This window comes from Methylobacterium sp. E-041, assembly GCF_022829665.1.
Taxonomy (GTDB): Bacteria; Pseudomonadota; Alphaproteobacteria; order Rhizobiales; family Beijerinckiaceae; genus Methylobacterium.
Window position 1 is genome coordinate 90,944 of sequence record NZ_JAKSYQ010000180.1, and the last position, 14,304, is coordinate 105,247.

At 63.1% G+C, this 14,304-nt stretch carries 22 protein-coding genes; 7 read left to right on the top strand and 15 right to left on the bottom strand.

Annotated elements, in window-relative coordinates:
* Nucleotides 1–13 precede the first annotated feature (13 nt).
* The 7 genes from MKK70_RS16755 to MKK70_RS16785 all read right to left on the bottom strand — a co-directional run bounded on the left by MKK70_RS16755 (nt 14) and on the right by MKK70_RS16785 (nt 4,856).
* Nucleotides 14–1,074, bottom strand: a protein-coding gene (locus tag MKK70_RS16755; RefSeq protein WP_243948992.1) for an IS630 family transposase whose coding sequence is annotated in 2 segments (ribosomal slippage) — nt 14–582 and nt 582–1,074 — 1,062 coding nt in all. Because the reading frame shifts where the segments join, the coding sequence is not laid out codon by codon here.
* A 61-nt stretch (nt 1,075–1,135) separates the two neighbouring features.
* Entirely contained in the window at nt 1,136–2,302 is a 1,167-nt protein-coding gene (locus tag MKK70_RS16760; RefSeq protein ID WP_243948994.1) for a hypothetical protein, read from the bottom strand.
* A 14-nt stretch (nt 2,303–2,316) separates the two neighbouring features.
* Nucleotides 2,317–3,003, bottom strand: coding sequence for a hypothetical protein (locus MKK70_RS16765; RefSeq protein WP_243948996.1), 687 nt, complete (start codon nt 3,001–3,003; stop codon nt 2,317–2,319).
* Nucleotides 3,004–3,052: 49 nt separating this feature from the next.
* On the bottom strand, nt 3,053–3,643 hold the full coding sequence (locus MKK70_RS16770) for a hypothetical protein (protein ID WP_243948998.1): 591 nt from the start codon (nt 3,641–3,643) through the stop codon (nt 3,053–3,055).
* A gap of 59 nt (nt 3,644–3,702) precedes the next feature.
* Nucleotides 3,703–4,044 (bottom strand): penicillin-binding protein, encoded by a 342-nt coding sequence (locus MKK70_RS16775; protein WP_243948999.1) that lies wholly within the window; start codon nt 4,042–4,044, stop codon nt 3,703–3,705.
* Nucleotides 4,045–4,123: 79 nt separating this feature from the next.
* Complete coding sequence (locus MKK70_RS16780; protein WP_243949000.1) at nt 4,124–4,522, bottom strand: hypothetical protein; 399 nt, start codon at nt 4,520–4,522, stop codon at nt 4,124–4,126.
* A gap of 10 nt (nt 4,523–4,532) precedes the next feature.
* Nucleotides 4,533–4,856, bottom strand: coding sequence for a hypothetical protein (locus tag MKK70_RS16785; RefSeq protein ID WP_243949001.1), 324 nt, complete (start codon nt 4,854–4,856; stop codon nt 4,533–4,535).
* A gap of 105 nt (nt 4,857–4,961) precedes the next feature.
* On the opposite strand from MKK70_RS16785, the gene MKK70_RS16790 reads away from it, so the two are divergent.
* From MKK70_RS16790 to MKK70_RS16800, 3 genes are all read left to right on the top strand, one after another.
* Nucleotides 4,962–5,261 (top strand): XRE family transcriptional regulator, encoded by a 300-nt coding sequence (locus tag MKK70_RS16790; RefSeq protein WP_243949002.1) that lies wholly within the window; start codon nt 4,962–4,964, stop codon nt 5,259–5,261.
* An 88-nt stretch (nt 5,262–5,349) separates the two neighbouring features.
* Nucleotides 5,350–6,141 (top strand): HipA family kinase, encoded by a 792-nt coding sequence (locus tag MKK70_RS16795; RefSeq protein WP_243949003.1) that lies wholly within the window; start codon nt 5,350–5,352, stop codon nt 6,139–6,141.
* Nucleotides 6,138–6,998: a DUF3037 domain-containing protein gene (locus MKK70_RS16800; RefSeq protein ID WP_243949004.1), complete on the top strand. Its 861-nt coding sequence runs from the start codon at nt 6,138–6,140 to the stop codon at nt 6,996–6,998. The genes MKK70_RS16795 and MKK70_RS16800 overlap by 4 nt, the downstream gene beginning before the upstream one ends.
* A 166-nt stretch (nt 6,999–7,164) precedes the next feature.
* On the opposite strand, the gene MKK70_RS16805 is transcribed toward MKK70_RS16800, so the two are convergent.
* From MKK70_RS16805 to MKK70_RS16830, 6 genes are all read right to left on the bottom strand, one after another.
* Nucleotides 7,165–7,704 (bottom strand): hypothetical protein, encoded by a 540-nt coding sequence (locus tag MKK70_RS16805; protein ID WP_243949005.1) that lies wholly within the window; start codon nt 7,702–7,704, stop codon nt 7,165–7,167.
* Between the two features lie 62 nt (nt 7,705–7,766).
* Entirely contained in the window at nt 7,767–8,039 is a 273-nt protein-coding gene (locus MKK70_RS16810) for a hypothetical protein (protein ID WP_243949006.1), read from the bottom strand.
* A 183-nt stretch (nt 8,040–8,222) separates the two neighbouring features.
* On the bottom strand, nt 8,223–8,525 hold the full coding sequence (locus tag MKK70_RS16815; RefSeq protein WP_243949008.1) for a hypothetical protein: 303 nt from the start codon (nt 8,523–8,525) through the stop codon (nt 8,223–8,225).
* Entirely contained in the window at nt 8,522–8,701 is a 180-nt protein-coding gene (locus MKK70_RS16820; protein WP_243949010.1) for a hypothetical protein, read from the bottom strand. Before MKK70_RS16820 ends, MKK70_RS16815 begins: the two co-directional genes overlap by 4 nt.
* Nucleotides 8,698–8,997, bottom strand: coding sequence for an HU family DNA-binding protein (locus MKK70_RS16825; RefSeq protein WP_243949012.1), 300 nt, complete (start codon nt 8,995–8,997; stop codon nt 8,698–8,700). Before MKK70_RS16825 ends, MKK70_RS16820 begins: the two co-directional genes overlap by 4 nt.
* Nucleotides 8,998–9,027: 30 nt before the next feature.
* Complete coding sequence (locus tag MKK70_RS16830) at nt 9,028–9,564, bottom strand: DUF2059 domain-containing protein (protein ID WP_243949014.1); 537 nt, start codon at nt 9,562–9,564, stop codon at nt 9,028–9,030.
* Between the two features lie 1,203 nt (nt 9,565–10,767).
* On the opposite strand from MKK70_RS16830, the gene MKK70_RS16840 reads away from it, so the two are divergent.
* Nucleotides 10,768–11,022 carry a hypothetical protein gene (locus tag MKK70_RS16840; RefSeq protein WP_243949018.1) on the top strand — a complete coding sequence of 85 codons (255 nt, stop codon included), beginning with the start codon at nt 10,768–10,770 and terminating at the stop codon, nt 11,020–11,022.
* Between the two features lie 182 nt (nt 11,023–11,204).
* A complete protein-coding gene (locus tag MKK70_RS16845) occupies nt 11,205–11,693 on the top strand; it encodes a hypothetical protein (RefSeq protein ID WP_243949019.1) in 489 nt (162 codons plus the stop codon).
* A 240-nt stretch (nt 11,694–11,933) separates the two neighbouring features.
* Here the strand turns inward: MKK70_RS16845 and MKK70_RS16850 are convergent, their stop codons facing one another.
* Complete coding sequence (locus MKK70_RS16850; RefSeq protein WP_243949021.1) at nt 11,934–12,161, bottom strand: hypothetical protein; 228 nt, start codon at nt 12,159–12,161, stop codon at nt 11,934–11,936.
* A 292-nt stretch (nt 12,162–12,453) separates the two neighbouring features.
* On the opposite strand from MKK70_RS16850, the gene MKK70_RS16855 reads away from it, so the two are divergent.
* Nucleotides 12,454–13,023, top strand: coding sequence for a ferritin-like domain-containing protein (locus MKK70_RS16855; protein ID WP_243949023.1), 570 nt, complete (start codon nt 12,454–12,456; stop codon nt 13,021–13,023).
* 11 nt (nt 13,024–13,034) lie between these two features.
* Entirely contained in the window at nt 13,035–13,271 is a 237-nt protein-coding gene (locus tag MKK70_RS16860) for a DUF2171 domain-containing protein (protein ID WP_243949025.1), read from the top strand.
* Between the two features lie 166 nt (nt 13,272–13,437).
* Here the strand turns inward: MKK70_RS16860 and MKK70_RS16865 are convergent, their stop codons facing one another.
* Nucleotides 13,438–13,923 carry a hypothetical protein gene (locus tag MKK70_RS16865; RefSeq protein WP_243949027.1) on the bottom strand — a complete coding sequence of 162 codons (486 nt, stop codon included), beginning with the start codon at nt 13,921–13,923 and terminating at the stop codon, nt 13,438–13,440.
* Nucleotides 13,924–14,304: the final 381 nt, after the last annotated feature.

The following is a 14,304-nucleotide window of genomic DNA, read 5'->3' on the forward strand; positions in this document are numbered from 1 at the left end:
CAACCGGCATTGATCATAACCGATAGGCCCACTGGCGCAGTCCGATGGACATGATGAGCCAGGGTTGGGCGACGAAGCGTTTCCAGGCCTCACAACACCGATCGAGGATGTCGTCGTAGGAGGTGAAGATCCGGTCGCCGAGCCAGTTGTCGCGCAGGAATTGCCAGACATTCTCGACCGGATTGAGTTCCGGTGCGCAGGCCGGCAGCGTGAGCAGGGTGATGTTGTCGGGCACGACGAGGTCGTGTGCGATGTGCCATCCGGCGCCGTCGAGGATCAGCACGGCATGGGCGCCGGGATCGACGATGCGGCTGATCTCCTTCAGATGCTCGTTCATAGCGGAGGTGTCGCAACGGGGCATGACGAGACCGGCGCCCTTGCCTTTCTCGGGGCAGATCGCACCGAAGATGTAGGCATGGGCGGTCCGCTGGTCCTTTGGGGCCGAGGGCCGGCTTCCGCGGCGTGCCCAGCGACGCGGCAGGGTGTTCTTCTGGCCGACACGGGCTTCGTCCTGCCACCAGACCTCGATGGCCGTGCCGGCCGGCAAGCCTGCGCGGATCGCGTTCACCGCGAAGGGCAGACTTTTTTAAACGCCACCAGGGCGGCCGGATCCTGCTCGTGATGGCGCGGGCGGGCCGAGAGTTTGCGAAAGCCGAGGTGCTTGACCGTGCGTCCCACCGTGCTTTCGTCCAGGCTGACGCCGAAGCTGGCGTAGATCCATCCGACCAGATCCTTCAGCCGCCAGCGTACGACCCCGTGCCGATCCGGGTCCGGCCCGCTCTCGACGATCCGCGCCAGCGCCTGGCGCTGCGTCTCGTTCAGCTTGGGACGGTTGCCGGGTGCCTTGCCGTCGATCAGGCCGACCGGTCCTTCGGCGTTGAAGGCCAAAACCCAGTCGCGCACCGTCTGCAGGCTCACCGCCCCGATCCGGGCGGCGTCCGTGCGGCTGCCGCCATCGTAAATCTCGGCCAACGCCAGCAGACGGCGGCCCTGACCCGCATCCCGGCCGGCCCTGGCCAGCCTCCGCAGATCATCGGCCGTGAAATCCTGCCGCAACGCCACCGCAGCCGACATGGCAAACCCTCCCGGTTCGCCTCATCGAATCAGATCCGCCCACGCAACGAAACCCCGTGAGTCACCCCAAGCGTCGATTGGTATGAGCGGGTGTATGCGCTACCGCATGCTCGGCCTCGTTCTGCATATCTGCGTCTAGGTTGAACTCCTCGTCCGTCTCATCGCCTTGAAGCTCGGTTTCCCGCATGACCTCGCCATGCCGCATGATCGCGGCTCGCACCTCAGCCGATACTCCGCTCGTGAGGCCCACGGTGTTCAGGGCCGCGCGTTCCACCGCTTTGCGCTCCCGCTCCGCAGCCGCGTAGATCTCATCTGCCGTTTTGGGTTGTACCAACTCACTCACCCGCTGAGGCACCAGCACGCCGACGACGGCGCCGACGATCTTTCCGCGCAAGTGATCGGCATCGTAGGGACCGTCGCTCGCGTAGCGCGTCCCAACTCCGATGCGATTGACCGGATCGACCCACCACCGCGCCTCGCCCTGCCCCCCGACCTTGCGGAGATTGGTCAGCATTACGTCACGAGCGCTGCCGTTGTCCCACTGCATCACGTACAAGGCGCCGTGCGTCGGCTCGCGCCGAGACGGGTCGTAGACAACGGTCTCCCCTTTCCGAACGAGAGGGTAGGCCGCTGCATCATAGGCATACTGCTCGCCCATACCCTCGGGGCACTCGCTGAGAACGGGCAGCTTGGACGGAAGCGACGGAGCATTATCAGCGACCTCGACGGGCGTGTAGACCCCGACAACGCGGTGAATTTTTTCAACGATCTCGGCGCGTAGTCCTCCGGTCTGGCCCGTTCCTGGCACGACCACCTCAATCAGTGGCATCAGTTCCGAGTCTGGAGCGAAAGCGATTGTGCGCTCCGGGCGAAACCCATGCGTCAGATCGTAGACGACGTTTCCGCTTCGCCCTTTGAGGTAGAACACGGCCAGCCCCGCCCCGGTCGGCATGGTTGGAGCGACCACGATGGCAGAGCCGGGGGCTGCGTGCAGCCCAAGGCTGTCATCGTTAACGGATAGAGCATAGGCATCGTCAGGGGCGCCGGCTGGGGCCGGGATGGTAGCGCTCTGGGCCGGCAAGCCGCCTGCCGCCGACGACGCAGGGGTGGCATCCTGGCTTTTGGTGAACCGCCCGCTGGCATCGCGGAGACGGGCGGCACGGTCGCGCTGGTCAGCGTGTACGGCTGCCGGCTGAACCTGCGGACGAGCGGCGTTGTGCTTGGTCATGATGCGCGCTCCCCTCAGGCGATCGTCGGAACAGTGGAAGCAGCGGCGGTGTCCTCGTCTTCGTCATCTGGCTCCACACCGGCCTCGACAAGTTCCTGAAAAAACGGCTCGGGGGCGGGCAGGCCGAAGTGCTCGGCTGCGAGCCGGGACACATCGGCTAGGGCGCTCTCGCTCCACCATTCCCCCAAGTCGGCGAGCGCAAGCTTGAGCATGATGCCCGGAAGGGTCTGCATCGGCTCGTTGATGTAGGGGTCGGCCAGACGCGCGAGGGCGATGCAGAGATGGTTCGCCGAGGTCCACGCCTCCGAATATCCGTTGGCGTCCCGTGTTGCCTTGGCCTTCTCACTCCAGGCATCGGCTGCACTGGTGTCCTCACGGGTCCAGCCCGGATAATCCCCGGCCGCAGCATCCCCGGCGCTGTAGAGGCGATGGGCCTCGGCCTGCGCGGGGCCGATGCGGCGGATCAAGGGCAGGAGATTGGGGGCGAGCGCCAAGAACTCGGTCTCGCGGTCGCCGGCCTGGACGGTGGCGGCGAGCGCTGGCAACGGCATGGCAGCGGCCACAGACCCGGCCAGCATGGCGCGGCGGCCCTGGCTTGTCTCGGCCGTGAGGCCCGAAGCCTTGGCCTTGATGCCGGCGATCCGCTCGCGCAGAACCATCTTTGGATCGACATTCGGGGAACGCTTGAAGGGATTGCGCATGTCAGACTTTCGGTGTTTCAGGGTTTCCGCGTGTCGGTGGTTCGGGATTTCAGACCAGGGAGGCGAGACCTGTGAGGATGCAGCCGCCGCCGATGATCGCCACGGCGGCCAGCAGTTCGGCGCCGGCATCCAAGAAGCGGCGGGCGCGGACGAACGCGGTGTCGGGCCGAACCGCGGCGACGGCCTGCCAGGGCTCGATCTCGCCGGGCAGGGACTCGTTCGGCAGCGCAGACGGCGCGGAATGGCTGTAGCGGTCGACCGCCGGCAACGTGCGGGTTGGGACCGCCGGAAGCCGCCCGGACGGGAAGGCATAGGGGATCGCGATCGGCGGCAGGTTCGTGCCGAGGAACAGCGTCAGGTCGGCGGCGCGGGCCTTCGCAAGGCTGTAGGCGGGCTGGTGTCCATCGGCGAAGTCGGCGGCGGCATTGAGCCAGCCATTCAGGTGCTTGAGCAGAGCAAGCGCGCCGAACCGGGACGCGCAGGGCGTTGCGATCAGGGCATCGGTCGCGGCGTCGAGGTCGTCGTTCGTGATGAGCGAGGGCGCATCGAGGTAGGCCAGGATCGCGGCGCAATGGCGCTGGATCGCCACGTGGATCGGGTCTGCGGCGGTGTCGAGCGTGATGGTACGGGCGTGCGACATCGTTCGGGCTCCAAGGGGCTCGTGATTTCAGGGATTGAGGAAGGCTGGACTTCAGGCGTTCAGGTCGGGTGAGGCGGCAACACGGCGCCTGGCCGGGCGAACACCTTGCGGAGCCGGCGGCGGGCGGCGCGTCGAGCCCCCGTGCTACCGGCACGCTCGCCGCGGGAGGTGTGATAGGCCGCCAGCGCCGCGGCAGACTCCGGGGTCGTCGGCGTGAGCGCGTAGAGGTCGAGGCGGGCCAGCCGGCGCACGCGAGCCAGGGACGTGCGGTAGGCGCGCCAGCCAGCGGGCATGAGCTGGCCGGCGGCAGCCAGGTCGGCCGCGACATGGCCCGAAGCGGAGTAGGCGGCGTCGGCGGTCTCGGCCCAGCGGATCGCCGGCAGCACGCCGTCTGAGGCCATGGCAGGCATCCGCGACGCAACGACGACAAGGAAGGCACCGAGAACGGTACGGCGGGAGAAGTCAGCCATCGGTCCGGCCTCAGTGCGTCGAGGTCGGAGCGTCGGCCGGCAGCAGCCGGGCCATCGCTTCGGCGATCGTCGCCATCGCGTCCGACAGGTGCCAGACCTCGATCGCATAGAGGCAGGCGTTCCCCGCAACCTGCCCATAGGCGTTCAGGCTGGCGAGATAGGCCGTGAGCGCACGCAGGCCGGCGAGCGTTTCGATGGGGCTGAGGGCGAGCCTGGACGTGATCGTGTCGTAGATGTCGGCTGCCTCGCGGAATTCCTCCTTCGCGACCCACCGGCCTTTCCGCTTCCGCTTCTGGTAGTAGACCTCGGCCTCGTAGACGTGGAGCGCTTCGCGGTGCGTCTCGATCGCAGCGAACACGGGGTCGGCCGATATGGCGGGCGCGACGGTGGCGTGAGCGGTGGTGAGCATGGCGACCCCCTCAGTGCGCGCGATAGGCGCGGGAAGCCTTGGCGGCGGCCCAGGCGCCCTTGAGGGCGTAGGACATGCACACGCCCCAGGCGTCGCCGGTCACTTCCATGCGGGCCTGAGCCGAGCGGGTCGCAGCGCGCATGATCGCCGAACGGTCGAAGGTGCCGTCGCGGTTGACCAGGGGGGCGGTCGTGCGAGCGAAGCGCTTGGCGCTCTCGGTGGCGGAGACGACGGCGGCCTTCGCGGTGATGAAGGCGCGGCGGGCATCGGCGGTCAGGCGCGGGTCGGCGCTGCGGGCGATGTGCGAGGCGGGGATGAGGTTGGCGTAGCGCATCGGATGTCTCTTAAAATCTAACCCGATACTTATGGCGACAAACGCTCAGCCTTGTCAACGGGGGTCGCATCTTATATTTCTAGCGACAGGATCGGAGATGATCGCGTGATCGAATTGACGCCCGAGATGTGCCGCGCAGGTCGCGCACTGGCTCGAATGGATCAGAAAGGGTTGTCAGAGGCGTCGGGCGTCCCCTTGCCGACGATCAAGGCGTTTGAGACGGTCCGCAGCGTGGACGGGAAGCCATCCCGGCGCCTAACGACCCTGAATAACCGCGCCTTGGTCGAGGCTTTTGAGCGAGCCGGCCTGGAGTTCATCCCCGAGAACGGGGGCGGCGCCGGCATCCGGTTCCGGGAGCGGAAGGCGCCAGCTGGCGAGCCGCTAGGCGACCCGAGAAAAAATTAGAGCGCGAGTTCCGACCTTAGGTTAAAGGCCGAAGGGGGTAGCCGCCTTTAAAAAGATCACGAACGGCGATCGGGAGTATAAACGTTCGATGCTCGCTCGCGTTCGTCCAGTAGATTTTGTCCGCGTAAGCCCGTCCGGTCGCACACAGCCTGTAATTCTCACCTGCGAAAAGCAGGATGGCGATAACATTGATGTAATCGCTAAATTTTCTGCGTTTTGCGACGAGGGGGTATCTAATCTTATTCGTGAGGTCATCGCTGCGTGTCTCGCAGGTGATTTGGGCCTTCCACTTCCCGAACCCGTGCTAATCGAAATCGATGATCAGTGGGTAAGCATCATTCCAGATGCCTCCTTACGGGCGCGGATCGCGGCCAGCGCGCGGGTGGCGTTCGGATCGAAGTTCGCTGGCCCGCAGTTCACAGCGTGGAGTACGGGGACAACCCTTCTCGACATTCACGCCCCGCTTGCCACCGCAGTTTTCGCATTTGATGGGATCACTCAGAACGTCGATCGTCGCAGCGACAATCCGAACTGTTTAGTCCGTGGAGATGCAATCCGAATTATCGATCATGAACTCGCCTTCACTCATGGCCTTGTCATCGGCTGGCGGCCGCCCTGGGCTCAGGGCGGGCTCAGAGCGATGGAAACGCCGGGCTACCACATCTTCCGAGCCGGCCTCCGCGGACGGCAGATTGATTTCGGCCCCATTCGGGCTGCATGGGTGGGATTGTCTGATGGGCGGATCGATAGCTATGCCCAGTTACTTCCGCCGGAATGGGCGGCGGGCGCAGGCGTCGCAGCGGCTGCGGTGGCGTTAATCAAGGAGGCTCGCGACAATATCGACGCGTGCCTGACAGAGGTGCAACGGGTGCTCGCATGACGGAAAGGACGCCATACAGCTACACCGTCCTGCGCTACATCCATGATGTCATGACGGGCGAGTTCATCAACGTTGGGGTTGTGCTTTACGTCCCAGCACAGCAAAGGCTTCTTCATAAAATTCGCGCCACCCTTGGGCGAACGAAGAATGTTTTTCCAGACCTTGATGCTCATGCATTTAAGGCCGTGATGGCATCTGCCCACCGCTGCGTTGCTCGGGTTACTTCAGATTTTCAGAGAGGGGATTTGTTTGAAGGGGAGAGAACTGCTCTTTCTCTCGCTTACAAAGCCGTTCCCCTAGATAACAGTTCTCTTCAATGGTCGCCCCTCTGTGTTGGTACGACCGATGATCCTGCAAAGGCTTTGGATCGGATCTACACCCGACAAGTCGCGAGATATGACGGGCGACCACACCCCCGTCGAACAGATGAGGAAGTTTGGCGCCCGGTCAGGGATCTAATTGCCGAGCGCAAAATTCCAGTGACTCTTGAAGAAAAGGTCGTATCTGGGGCAACGGATACGATCAAATTTCAACATGCTTGGAAGAATGGGAGCTGGCACGCTTATACCCCTCTGTCTCTGGACTTAGCCGACGCAGAAGGTATCAAGGATAAAGCCAGAAAATGGAGAGGCCATTTATCTGCTGTCGCAGATGGTGCAACGGTCGATATCAAACTGCACTTTGTTGTCGGTGCTCCGCAAAACGACGAGCTTAAGCCCGCCTATAGGGCAGCGGTCGATATCTTGCGAAAGGCCCCGTTCTCTCCGCAAATCTTCGAGGATGGGCAGATCGATCAGTTGGTTTCCCAGATTGAGGATGAAGTTCGGTCCCATGGACAGAGACAAATCTCTGATTGAGTATTGCCCTCCGAGCGGCTGGGGTTGGGATCGGCACTCTGCTGAGATAGACGAAGCACCCGTCGCCCCGTGATCAGACCTGGGGACGGGTCTGCCTCCCTTGGCTTTGGCCGCAGGGAACTCATTAGGTCAGCCCGTTCGACCGGAGCCGGTTGGCTTTTATCGTTTAGATTTCGGGGATTGGGCCAGTCGTACTGTATCGCGGAGGCAGTCCCTCATACATTTTTGCAAACAGATCAATCATTGCGTGGGTATAATTCACTAAGGCCTCCGTCCTTTTTGAAAGACTATCTATGTTGGTTTCATCTCTGATAAACTCGATGTGGCCATCTTTTACAATTCTATACATTTCAAAATACACGACATGATGAGTAAGGCTTATATCGATATGCGCCCGGGCGTGCCCCATTAAATCTCTAAGTTCAGTAAAATTTGTGATGTGGTTAATAGCAACTTCAATTTCTTCTTTGTGAATATTTAGAGGGCCTTCAGATCTTGCATAGCGCAAAATTGCTTTTATCTTTTCGCCCATTCTTCTGGGGAACTTCGGAACTATACCCCGATAGCATTCTAAATATGAGCATCTAATTGACATGTCTGTAAGTGCAAATTCGACCTGCGCATAACAAGTCATTACAACGCCACGCAAGTTATTCAGCCTATCCCCTAGCTCAGCTTTACGTTCGAAGGGGACATCAAGGCTCATAACGAAGGTGCTCCGTCTCGGGCAGGCGATTTCGGAACATGCGCCATTTTCGCATTCGAAGCCTACCGCCCGACCTCCCACACCGGCACGCCCACAGGCCGCCCCAGCCGGTCCCGCCGGAAGGTCTGGTTCCCGTAGCGGATCCAGGTGTCGCCGATCGCCTCGACGCGGCGCGCGTTGATCATCAGGCCGCCGCAGTAGTCAACGCGAACCACGCCGACGGTCGGGTGCACACCGAAGAGGTCGGTGGCCGTCCAGCCGAGGGCGACGGCGTCCTCGCCGAACCGATCGAGGAAGTCGATCGCAGCCTCGCGCATCTCCTGCCAGCGCAGCACCGAGAGCCCCGTACAAGGCGGTACCGTAGGCTTCATAGCCTCAAGCGCGTCACGCCACGCCTGTACGTCGGAAAGCGTGGGTCGGATCGGTGCGGGTGATGCCATGGGTCTCGCCGGATGTGGGCCGGCGGGGATAGGGGTGCGAGCTGGGTGGCGCAACACGGCTGTCGGCCGCCGGCCGCGCTACTCCACCGGCCGCAGCTTCGGCCCGGCGCCGGTGTGCGCGCCCGTGAAGTTCGGCCGCGTGGTGATCCGGTCCTTCCGCCCGCAGGCCGAGCAAACCAGCCGCAGCGCGACGTCGGGCACCGGCAGATCGTCCGGCAAGCCGTCGAACGACATCGCGCCGCTGTGCCCGCACTCGCAGAACGCCAGCAGCCCACGGGCGCCGTTCGCCTTGCTGTTGGCGATGGTGGCCGGCGGCTGCTCGATGCCGTCGGCGTCGTACCAGCGCCGCGGATTGCGCAGGTGCCTCGGAATGCCGGTCACTGGATCGTCGCCGAGCCCGGCGCGAGGCCCAACAGCGCGGCAAGCTTCATCAGGCCCGTGTCGGTCATCTCCTCGCCATTCACGAGCCACAGGCTCAGGTCGTCGCCAGTTGGCTCGACGTACAGGCCGATCGCGCGGAGGGCTCCGACGGCTTCGTGGAAGGGGTCGTCGCTCACGGTGGCATCGTCCGCGTCTTCGGGTTGAGCCGGTCTCGCATCTCTTTGCCGGTCTTGAAGACCAGCTTCGACTTCGCCTCGACCGAGACGGGCGCACCGGATCTCGGGTTGCGACCCATTCTCGCCCGCGCCTCCACAATGGTGAAGGCCCCGAACCCGCGCAGCTCGACACGATCGCCGGCCGCGATGGCGTCTGCGATCCGGCCTATGATGGCATTGACCACGGCCTCGCAGTCCTTCGCGTAGAGTTGCGGGTTCGCAGCGGCGATGCGCTGGACCAGTTCGGATCGGATCATGGCGGTGCGGCCGCCGTCGCTACCGTGCCGTCAGCGCGGCTTCGCCGGTCCGGCCGATCCCCACCCGTGGGCCTGGATCGCCTTGGTCAGCTTGCCCTGCATCTCAGGCGTCACCGACTGCATCCACTGCTGCGTTCCTACGAGCTGCGCTTGCGCGAGTTGAGGCTGAGCAGCGACCAGGCGCTTGCCGGTCGGCGTGGCGTAGAACGCGGCGATGACCTGCAGGTCGTCCTTGCCGAGGGCCGCAGCGAAGCCGCGTGCCTGGATGTCCAGCAACTCGTCGAAGTGTGCCGTGAGAGTGGGCAGCACCACCTCCTGAACCAAGGCCTGGGCCTGATCCTGCTGTTTGACCCCGATCTGCTGCATCATGCCGACCATGGGTGCCGCCATCGCGTTCAGCAGCGCGGTACGATCCCCCTGCATCTGCGCGACGACCTCGCGCGCCGCCTTCAGGGTCGCAGGATCAAGCGTAGCGGCCGGGGCAGCTGGCTTGGCTGCTGACTGCGCCATTGCCACGGTCGGGACGGAAACGGCGAGGCAATAAGCGATAAGGGCTAAGCGGCGCATTGGCTGATCCGATCGCGATTAGGGACGACGCAGCCCTGCGGCCGGACGCATGCTCTCGTACCATGCTCGATGTCGGCTGCATCAACCGCCAACGACGCCAGTGACGATCCACTCCGCAACGTTGACTTAACGGTGTCGCCCGGCCGACATGCCATGTCCGGCCTGTGCGCGCCCTTTGGCGAGTCGTGAGCCGGCTGGAACAAGGGATCAAGGCCGCGAGAAAGACCTAAGCCCAAAACGCCAACGGCCCCACCCCGGCAAGGGTGAGGCCGTCGAAATCGTAGGGCCTGTGAGGCCGGTTCCAACTCCTCACAAGCCATAGCTCCCGCCGGGAGTCAATCGGGGTCGCTTCCCGAGACGACGGCGCTTTGCCTTTTGCCGGGGACAGCTACCGCTGCGCCCCCTGCTTTGACGCGGCCCGAGCAGGGCTGTGACCGATGAACTATGCCTATGAGATCCGCCGACAGGCGGAGACGGCTCCGCGCGCCGCGCTGCCGGCTGTCGCGTCCGCGCTGTGGAAAGCGTTCGGCGAGGGGCACCTGTCTGAGACTGAGGCTGAGGCACTGGCCGGGCTGATCGAAGCCCGGCAATTGACCGAGCGTCCGACGGAGTTGCACCAGCGTCCCACAGATGCCCCCAGGAAGGCCGTAGGCTCCCGGCCGCGCACGGATGCCTCAATGGCCCGCCGACGGCGCTGGGCGGCCTCCGGGCGATTTCCACCGGGCATTGCGGCACGGTTTACCCTGGCCGAGCAGGCGGTGCTCGCCGTGATCGCAGTGGAGGTGGCGAAGCGGGGGGACTGCCGTCTAGCCGTCGGACACATCGCCGCGATTGCGGGCGTATCCGAGACGATGGTGCGGAATGCGATCCGTGAGGCTCGAACGCACGGCCTCCTCACCGTCGAGGAACGCCGCCTCGCTCGCTTCCGTAGCGATACCAACGTGGTCTGCATCGTGTCGCGGGAGTGGTGTGCCTGGCTGCGGCTCGCCCGATCCCCCGAGCGCGGTGCCGCGCCGTGTCAATCAGGGGGTGGGTGCAGATCCCCGCAGGGCACGAGTACTCCTGTTCCTTACCCTGTGAATTTAGAGGGCAGGAGAAGACAGAAGGGCTGCCGACAGTTGGCGAATGGCGCAGGCGATAAAGCTGCGTCTGACATCCGAAAGCTAGGCAGGACCGGTTGAGCCGTGTCGTGGAAGGACGAAAATGGACGACAAATCGACCGTGGCAGCGATGCAAGATGACCTATCGGCGAAAGTCGCGGAAGTTCAGCGCTTGGGCTCGGCGCTCGCTGCACGTGTCAGGTATGCTCAAGTCGTAAAACACCCTATCCCGGCCGAAAAGTTTATAGCTCTGATCCTTGCGGCGCGATTGCTCAAAGAATACGAGGCGCCATGGCCGCCATTGATGAAACAGGTTCTAAATGAACTCATGTTGCATTCTCAAGACTACAGAATGTGAGCCCTGTTCGGAGTAAGGTATAAACGGCTAGTGTGCTATCTGGGAAACACCTTCTCTGTTTCTAATTTGGCCTCCAGAAGTCCGTCGCTGAGTCGTTGATTGAATGGTAGCACGCCTAACCAAGCCGTTAACCGAAGGCCTTTGATGAATTAGGCCTCAAGTGCCTTTAGAGAGGGAGGATCATGGACCCGGCAACGAAGTACCTTTGGCAGAATTTGTCAGCTCTAGACGCTCCTGTTGAAGATCTTGAACCTAAAGCAAGTCCAGCCAAAGTGGTGCGGCTTGTTGAGCCCGTTGAAAACATCAGCGGCGGATCACTGCCGACGCCTCTCTCCTCATCAAAGGACTGGTCGAAGCTGATTGAGCGGGTTCGGCATGCGGCCAACCATGCTCGCGAAATCGAGGCTCAGGCTCAAGAACAGGAACTGCGCGTTCAGGAGGTGCTCGATCGCGTCCGCGAGGATGTCCGCAACGCCGCTGAGCGGGTTCGGGCTGCTGAGGCGCGCACCGTTGAAATTCAGAGCCGTGCCGACGCCTTGCTGAAGGCGGCAGACGAGAAAGTGAAGGCGGCTGAGGAACGGGCACGGATCGCGGAAGAGTGGCTGACACGCGTCTACGACACGATCGCAAGCGAGTTCACTATAGAGCCTGATGTGAAACGGACACCTTGAACCGATGCTGCGGAGCGGCTGATGATCTGATACACGCCAGGCCTCTCAACGCTTGCGCGCCGGCGGCGGTCGCGAACGCCGACAGGTAGCTCGGCACAGAGAGCACGTGATGACAGGCCGGTGTGGGCCAGTTCCCTGCACCGCGCCCGTGAAGCCTCGGGCCGGGTGATCGCATGAAGGTCGGATGCAGCGGGGAACAGGAACCGCCGACGCCGGCTTATGGCCTCTGTTTCAGACGGCCTACTGCAAGCGGGACGGACCCGTGTTTGCCTTGATCCAGTGCGGCGAGAGGATGTCGCCGTCTTCGGTGATGATCCAGGGCTGTGCGTCGTCGGCCTGCATGCTTTCGGCTGCAGCCGCGAGCGCCTCACGCAGTGTCGAGAATTCGCGTCCGAGCGCAGTACGAGCCTGCTCATGGCCCGGCCAGACGGTCAGCTCGGCACGCTTGTCGAGGTCGGCGAGTACCATGCACATGCTCCGGTTTATCGCAGGAGCGGGGATGTCTACCGCTGCACCATGATCTGCATGTGGCGATCTGGTTACTGAACCATGTCTTCAATTTCACGGGGGCGTGAGGACGGCTCCGCAGCCTTGCGGCTCTTTGAACCCACCGGTCGCTTCAGCGCCGTAGCCATTCGCTACCGGATTGTCCCAGTTCCTACACAGGCCAAAAATATCTTCGGGACCCGATCCTGAATGGGGGCGTTGGCCGGCGAAGTGACGCCTGATCAAGGCTCGTCGCAAGCCGGAGACCTGCCACATGGCCACCAAGTCGAAGACACTGCACGATGCGTTCTACGAGACCCTGAAAGACGTCTACTACGCCGAGAAGCAGTCGGTGAAAGCGCTCAAGAAGTCGGCTAAGGCCGCCGAGCATGCCGAGCTGAAACAGGCGTTCGAGACCCACGCCGAAGAGAGTGCCAACCAAGTCGAGCGCCTGCAGCAGGTGTTCGAGATCATCGGCAAGCCAGCCCGTGCCAAGACCTGCGAAGCGATGCAGGGCCTGACCTCCGAGATGGAGGAGGACCTAGAGGACTTCGGTGATACCCCGGCGGCTGATGCGGTGCTGGTCGGCTGCGCTCAGGCGGTCGAGCACTACGAGATCGCCCGTTACGGCACCCTGAAGACCTGGGCGAGCCAGCTTGGCTATGAGGACGCGGCCAAGCTCCTCGACGAGACCCTGCAGGAGGAGAAGAAGACCGACGCGCTCCTCTCTGAGATCGCCGAGAGCATCAACGTCGAGGGTTCTGAACAGCCCGAAGCCGAGGAAGATGCGGAGGTGCCGGAGAAGGCCGCGCCGCGCAAAGCTAGCAAGGCCAAGGCAGTTTGAGGGCCGCAGCCATGATCGACATCACGCAAATTCAGGAACACATGCCGGTCTCCGGTTCCGACGGTGGACACGTCGGCACGGTCGATCATCTCGATGGGCAGCGCATCAAGCTGACCCGCACTGACCCGGACGCGGAGGGCGTGCATCACTTCATCCATGTCGACTCGATAGACGCTGTCGAGAACGGTGAGGTGCGCTTGAACAGGACCGCTGCCGAAGCCAAGGACGAGTGGGGCACAGCGGAGTAGGCCTTGAGAACGCTATGCGGGAGGGGGGATGCCCTCTCCCGATCTCACAAGTTGTCCGACCCCCTGCCTGATTTAGGCTATGCCTATCCGCCCTGATTGGCTCGGGATGGTAACACCCTTCCCAATCAGCGGCTGACACCTTACCCCCCATACTCCCCCGTTACTCCTAGTCAGCAGCTGATCGGCTGGCCGAGGGCGCGAGGAACGAGGACAGAGCTGTCGAGCCGACCTTGACCTTCTTGGGGTTGCCCCGATCCAACGGTACGTAGCGACCGCGGTTGTCCTTCAGGCGGCGCCCCTCGGTGTACCAGCGCTGCGCAAGCCAGCCGTCGAGGTCGTCGAGCAGGCTGCCGACATGTCCGTCGAACAGCGCCGAGCAGACCTCGGGCGGGTAGCCGGCCGCGGTAAGGACCCGGACGAAGGGATCCTTGAATGACGCCCGATCGGCTTCGGTCCCGGCCTCCTCGTAGAACATCATCAAGGCATAGTAGGCAGCCCGCGCCATGTCGTCCCGACGCGGAGCATTCCTGTCGCGGCGCTTGGCGTCGGACCGGATCTGCGCCTTGGCATGGCGTTCGTTGCGCTGGATCTCGTACTTCGAGAGGAGCGCGGGCTTGATAGCGGTGGTGTCGGTGGTGGTCGCGAGGGACATCGGTACGGCTCCGGTTGGTGGAGCCCCTACGATCCAACCGCAGCATGAAAGTCGAAATGGCCTGAGCAGTCAGCGGTCGAAATTAATTTGCGTCAGCCGCTGATCGGATTGGGTTGCGCCTTACCTTGTCAGCCCATGTGCGCACGACATCGGCCCGACGTCGTGTCGTAAGACCATGAGGGGACGTACCAGCCGAGAGATAGGTGGCGGTCCTGCCGTGGGGGGAAGGCAGGACCGCCGCAGCAGATCGGGGGATCAGCCGGCTGTTGATGCAGCGTTGATGAGAATGCGCCTGACAAGTTGCTGAAGGATGAGCGACAACAAGGCGACAGGTCGTCGGCTTAGTGACGGAGGAAATGGAAAAAAAGCGGCCGGGGCGAT

What these genes read in the sequence shown, in the direction of transcription:
- MKK70_RS16760 (WP_243948994.1), bottom strand. Translation starts at nt 2,302, where the DNA reads ATGACCAAGCACAACGCCGCTCGTCCGCAGGTTCAGCCGGCAGCCGTA.
- MKK70_RS16765 (WP_243948996.1), bottom strand. Translation starts at nt 3,003, where the DNA reads ATGCGCAATCCCTTCAAGCGTTCCCCGAATGTCGATCCAAAGATGGTT.
- MKK70_RS16770 (WP_243948998.1), bottom strand. Translation starts at nt 3,643, where the DNA reads ATGTCGCACGCCCGTACCATCACGCTCGACACCGCCGCAGACCCGATC.
- MKK70_RS16775 (WP_243948999.1), bottom strand. Translation starts at nt 4,044, where the DNA reads ATGGCCTCAGACGGCGTGCTGCCGGCGATCCGCTGGGCCGAGACCGCC.
- MKK70_RS16780 (WP_243949000.1), bottom strand. Translation starts at nt 4,522, where the DNA reads ATGCTCACCACCGCTCACGCCACCGTCGCGCCCGCCATATCGGCCGAC.
- MKK70_RS16785 (WP_243949001.1), bottom strand. Translation starts at nt 4,856, where the DNA reads ATGCGCTACGCCAACCTCATCCCCGCCTCGCACATCGCCCGCAGCGCC.
- MKK70_RS16795 (WP_243949003.1), top strand. Translation starts at nt 5,350, where the DNA reads ATGCTCGCTCGCGTTCGTCCAGTAGATTTTGTCCGCGTAAGCCCGTCC.
- MKK70_RS16800 (WP_243949004.1), top strand. Translation starts at nt 6,138, where the DNA reads ATGACGGAAAGGACGCCATACAGCTACACCGTCCTGCGCTACATCCAT.
- MKK70_RS16805 (WP_243949005.1), bottom strand. Translation starts at nt 7,704, where the DNA reads ATGAGCCTTGATGTCCCCTTCGAACGTAAAGCTGAGCTAGGGGATAGG.
- MKK70_RS16825 (WP_243949012.1), bottom strand. Translation starts at nt 8,997, where the DNA reads ATGATCCGATCCGAACTGGTCCAGCGCATCGCCGCTGCGAACCCGCAA.
- MKK70_RS16830 (WP_243949014.1), bottom strand. Translation starts at nt 9,564, where the DNA reads ATGCGCCGCTTAGCCCTTATCGCTTATTGCCTCGCCGTTTCCGTCCCG.
- MKK70_RS16840 (WP_243949018.1), top strand. Translation starts at nt 10,768, where the DNA reads ATGGACGACAAATCGACCGTGGCAGCGATGCAAGATGACCTATCGGCG.
- MKK70_RS16845 (WP_243949019.1), top strand. Translation starts at nt 11,205, where the DNA reads ATGGACCCGGCAACGAAGTACCTTTGGCAGAATTTGTCAGCTCTAGAC.
- MKK70_RS16850 (WP_243949021.1), bottom strand. Translation starts at nt 12,161, where the DNA reads ATGGTACTCGCCGACCTCGACAAGCGTGCCGAGCTGACCGTCTGGCCG.
- MKK70_RS16855 (WP_243949023.1), top strand. Translation starts at nt 12,454, where the DNA reads ATGGCCACCAAGTCGAAGACACTGCACGATGCGTTCTACGAGACCCTG.
- MKK70_RS16860 (WP_243949025.1), top strand. Translation starts at nt 13,035, where the DNA reads ATGATCGACATCACGCAAATTCAGGAACACATGCCGGTCTCCGGTTCC.
- MKK70_RS16865 (WP_243949027.1), bottom strand. Translation starts at nt 13,923, where the DNA reads ATGTCCCTCGCGACCACCACCGACACCACCGCTATCAAGCCCGCGCTC.